The organism is Pseudolysinimonas sp. (assembly GCF_044239695.1).
GTDB lineage: Bacteria > Actinomycetota > Actinomycetes > Actinomycetales > Microbacteriaceae > Pseudolysinimonas_A.
Genome location: NZ_JBIIAW010000165.1, coordinates 1 through 4236, shown reverse-complemented (window position 1 = coordinate 4236; position 4236 = coordinate 1). Strand labels below are relative to the sequence as shown.

Here is a 4236-nt window from a genome sequence, read left to right as displayed (position 1 = left end):
ACTTCGCGTCGACCTCGTCGAGCGTGCCGATCCACAGGGCTCGACGCTGGCGCTCCTTCTCCAGGCCGAACAGGCGCCCCTCGGCGCCGACCGACTGCACCAGTCCGACGAGGGAGTCCAGGTCGAGAGACGAGCCGAGCGGCAGGATCGGCCACCCGGGCAGCAGACGGAGCGCCGTGACCGCGAACGACCTGTCTTTCTTGACCGCAGTGATGTCGCGAATCCTGAGGGCGCTGAAGCCGTCGAGGTAGCCGCCATCGACGACGGAACGCACCAGAGCCCACTTGGCGCCGATCGCGACGACGATGCAGGTCTCTGTGTCGGCGTACATCAGGTCTCTGCTGATGCGCACGAGCGCCTGCTCGGCGAGTGCCTTCTCCAGCTTGTGGCGGGTGCTGCCCATGCGCCCACTATTGCAGCGGCACACCCGACGTCGCCACCCTTGAGTTTTCCTCTACGATCAAGCCATGGCTATGCAGATGACATTCGAGGTCGGCGTCGAGGAGAAGCACACCGTCTTCTTCAGCTTTGACAAGTTCTGGGGCGGCCTGACCATCGCGGTCGACGGCAACAGCGTCGTGAGCACGACCCAGATGTTCGGCGTCAACCTCGTCTCGAGCTGGCAGTTTCCGGTCGGCACGACCGAGGTGCACCACGTGCAGATCGACAAGCACCGCGAGGTCTTCTTCGCCGGGTTTCGCCCGCAGCCGGTCTACGCCTACGTCGACGGAGTGCTCGTCGCGCAGGGTGTCGCGTAGCGATTTAGACTCGGCCTCATGTCCGTGTTGATCGACCAGCCGATCTGGCCGGCGCACAACACCCTCTGGGGCCACCTCGTCAGTGACGAGTCGCTCGACGAGCTGCACGCCTTCGCCGAGGCCGCCGGCATGCCGCGCCGCGGCTTCGACCGCGACCACTACGACTACCCGGCGCACAAGCGCGACGAGCTCATAGCCCTCGGCGCGCAGCCGGTCGGTGTGCGCGAGCTGGTGGAGCGCCTGCAGCGCAGCGGACTCCGGGTGACACAGAAGGAAAAGCGCGGTCTCTGACGCGTAGCCTTGACGGGTGAGCACAGTCCCCCGCCTCGAGCAGTCCGAGCCCTTCCGCTGGCAGGGCGTCGACGTTCTTGACTACAAGGAGAACGACGGCAGCTTCAAGGGCGTCAACCGCCAGGTGCTCGCCGACGCCGAGCACGGCCAGGGTGTGTCCCTTCGCTACTTCGAGGTGGCACCGGGCGGCCACACGACCCTCGAGCACCACGAGCACACGCACGTCGTCATCCCGATCCGCGGCGCGGGCAGTGCGCTCATCGGCGATCAGGTCGTCGAGCTCGCCCTCAACGATGTGATCTTCGTGCCCAGCTGGGGCTGGCACCAGTTCCGCTCGACCGAGACGGAGCCCCTCGGCTTTCTCTGCAGCGTCACGGTCGACCGCGACCGCCCGGTGAAACCGGATGCCGCCCAGATCGCCCTGTTCAACGAGACCCCGGCGATCCGCGACTTCATTCGCTACTAGGCGCTCTCGGCCGCCTCGCGGAACCGCTCGGCGGCCGCCCGCAGGTTGCCCCCGCGGTGCAGGTCGGCGCCGATCAGCAGCAGCACGTCGGAGCCGTAGTGCGCCACGAGCTCCGGCACCCGGTCGATCGACATGCCACCGCCCGGAGACGGCAGGATCGGCGTGAGGCCCGCGAAGTCGCGGGCGGCATTCGCAGCCACGCCGGCGCACTGCTCGGGGGTGAGACTGAAGCGGCCACCGTAGCTGGGAAAGATGACGGCATCCGCGCCCGCAAGGCGGGTGATGAGGCCGAAGAGCACCTCGGGCGAGATGCCGTGCTCGTCGGAGGCGGTGAAGCCGCCGAGGAACGACGGGTGCGAGTAGATGATGCGGTCGTCGCCGAGGATTCGGCCCGCCTCGGCGATGCGGTCGAAGCCGGAGATGCCCGGCATGAGCAGTGCACCGTCTGCTCCAAGGTCGACCGCTTGCTGAACCCGCTCGACGAAGACGTCGCCCGGTCCGGCGATCGCCGGAAGGTAGACGGCTGACGTGCCGTGGTCGGCGTTCGCCTTCGCGACAGCCTCAGCGACCGCAGAGACCCGCTCGGCGAACGGCGACCAGATCTGGTTGCCGAGGCCCTGGTCGTCCTTGATGAGGTCGATGCCGCCGGCGGCAAGGTCGTAGGCCATCGTGGCGAGAGCCGCGGTGGGCAGCCCCACGGGCTTGAGCGCCGTGGCCAGCAGCGGGCGGCCGTGTGCCGCGACGCGACGGCGGATTCCCGCGGTGCCGAGCCGGGGTCCGCCCCCGATTGCCTGGGCGAGCCCGCCATCGATGGCGAAGTCGATGAGTCGCACTCCGTTCTGCAGCGACACGTTGCCGATGAGCAGAATCAGCAGCTGCGTCAGCTCGCCGCCCGCCAGCTCGGTGGGAAACTCGATCGTCGCAACCGCAACCCCGTCCTCACGGGTGACAACGGAGGCGACATGGGCGAGCGAGTGCAGCGACTCCTGCGGCGCGACGGCGGTTGGCAGCTCGTGGCTCTGCTCGACGGCGATCTCGAGCGCGCGGCGCTCGGGCTCGGCGTCGCGGATCTCGAAGACGGCGGTGATGACGGTCATGCGGTGAGTGCCTCTGTGATTGCTGGTGCGAAGGGCGGGCGAAGGATGCCCGCCTCGGTGATGATCCCGGTGATGAACTTCGCCGGGGTGACGTCGAAAGCGGGGTTCCAGACACGGATGTCGTCGGCGACGCCCTCGCGCACCTCGTCCCCGCTGCGCAGCTCGATCTCGATCGCGGAGCCGTCGGGGGTGCCCGCGTCGATCGCGTTGAGCGTCGCCGCGACGTAGAAGGGCACGCCCTCGTGGAAAGCCGCGATGGCGAGGGCGCGCGTGCCGATCTTGTTGGCGGTGTCGCCGTTGGCGGCGATGCGGTCCGCACCGACGATGACGGCATCGATGGTGCCGGTCGCGAGAGCGGCGGCCGCAGCGGCGTCGACGATGAGCTCGACGTCGACACCGGATCGCGAGAGCTCCCAGGCGGTGAGGCGCGCTCCCTGCCGCAGCGGGCGCGTCTCCGTCGCGATGACGGTGACCGGCTCCCCCGCCTCGTGCTTGGCGTAGATGATGCCGAGGCCGGTGCCCCAGCCGGTGGTCGCGAGCTTGCCGGTGTTGCAGTGGGTCAGGATGCGGCGGGCGTCCCGCAGCTCTGCTCGCCCGAACTCGCCGATGCGGTGCGTCTCGTCGCGATCCGCCTCGATGAGCCGCAGCGCCTCGACGAGCGGATCGGATGCGGCCAGCGCGCGTTCGACCGCGACCCGCAGGTTCACGGCGGTCGGCCGCGCGGCGATGAGCCGGTCTGCCGTCTCGCGGGGGTCGAGCCCCGCACGCACTCCGAGTGCGAGCCCGAGCGCGCCCGCGCTGCCGATGACGTTCGCGCCGCGCACGGCGAGGGTCGAGATCGCGTCGATCACCTCGTCAACCGTGGTGAGCGATCGCAGCTCGAGGGCCGCGGGAATGCGGCGCTGGTCGATGATGCGCACGGCATCCCCGGTCCACTCGATCGAGGGGGGCAGGTCGCTCATCGCAGGGGCCGCGGAAGGTCGGCGGCAGAGCCGAAGCCGGTGCGCCCCTCCACCCAGGCACGCGCGGTCTTCAGCACGGCGGTAGCGGCAACCGTGTAGTCCGCGCGGTCGAGGGTCTCGATGTCGGAGGCCTTGGCGAGGCCGACGATACGGCGGATCGCCTTGGCGCCGCCGTATCCGATCGCGTCCTCGAAGGTGTAGCGCAGGTAGCGGTCGCGCACGATGTCGCTGTAGAGCGTGTCGGTGCGGGTCGGCCAGAGGCGGCGGAACTCCGCGTCGAAGGCGTCCCAGGCCTCGCCGACGAGCCCGTCGAGCCAGTCGCGAAACTCGGCCGGGCGGTCGAGCACGGCGGCGCGAGCCTGCGCGATGATCACGTTGCCGAAGAAGGCGCCGAGGTCGAAGGCGACGGGGCCGTAGAACGAGAACTCGATGTCGAAGATCTTCGCGGCGACGTCGGACTCGCCGGAGGGCACGAACACCGAGCCGGTGTGCAGGTCGCCGTGGATGAGCGCCTCGGCGTGCGTCGTGAAGTGGTACTTGAGCACGCCGATCTCGTCGATCAGCCCACCTTCGCGAAGCGACAGCACCTCGGCGTCGATCTCGGGGTGCCAGCCGTTGTCGGGGTGGTCGATGTAGGGCTGGGTGAAGACGAGGTCCTCGGT

Annotated in this window: 7 protein-coding genes; 3 read left to right on the top strand and 4 right to left on the bottom strand. The window is 69.2% G+C overall.

Translation table 11 applies throughout. The features are described 5' to 3' along the window. Nucleotides 1-403, bottom strand: a 403-nt coding sequence (locus ACILQS_RS15770) for a hypothetical protein (RefSeq protein WP_395641077.1), incomplete at its 3' end; no start/stop codon positions are given. 64 nt (nt 404-467) lie between these two features. Here ACILQS_RS15770 and ACILQS_RS15765 point away from each other — a divergent pair. From ACILQS_RS15765 to ACILQS_RS15755, 3 genes are read left to right on the top strand one after another with little or no spacing between them, the layout of a single operon-like run. Then, a complete protein-coding gene (locus ACILQS_RS15765) occupies nt 468-758 on the top strand; it encodes a hypothetical protein (protein WP_395641076.1) in 291 nt (96 codons plus the stop codon). An 18-nt stretch (nt 759-776) separates the two neighbouring features. After that, nucleotides 777-1049: a DUF4031 domain-containing protein gene (locus ACILQS_RS15760; protein ID WP_395641075.1), complete on the top strand. Its 273-nt coding sequence runs from the start codon at nt 777-779 to the stop codon at nt 1047-1049. A gap of 16 nt (nt 1050-1065) precedes the next feature. Next, entirely contained in the window at nt 1066-1515 is a 450-nt protein-coding gene (locus tag ACILQS_RS15755) for a cupin domain-containing protein (RefSeq protein ID WP_395641074.1), read from the top strand. On the opposite strand, the gene ACILQS_RS15750 is transcribed toward ACILQS_RS15755, so the two are convergent. The 3 genes from ACILQS_RS15750 to ACILQS_RS15740 all read right to left on the bottom strand — a co-directional run. Further along, complete coding sequence (locus ACILQS_RS15750; RefSeq protein ID WP_395641073.1) at nt 1512-2612, bottom strand: RuBisCO large subunit C-terminal-like domain-containing protein; 1101 nt, start codon at nt 2610-2612, stop codon at nt 1512-1514. The genes ACILQS_RS15755 and ACILQS_RS15750 overlap by 4 nt on opposite strands. After that, nucleotides 2609-3574, bottom strand: a complete 966-nt coding sequence (gene mtnA, locus ACILQS_RS15745; protein ID WP_395641072.1) for an S-methyl-5-thioribose-1-phosphate isomerase — start codon at nt 3572-3574, stop codon at nt 2609-2611. The genes ACILQS_RS15750 and mtnA overlap by 4 nt, the downstream gene beginning before the upstream one ends. After that, nucleotides 3571-4236 (bottom strand): hypothetical protein (locus tag ACILQS_RS15740; RefSeq protein ID WP_395641071.1); only part of this gene is annotated, 666 nt, incomplete at its 5' end. The genes mtnA and ACILQS_RS15740, both read right to left, overlap by 4 nt.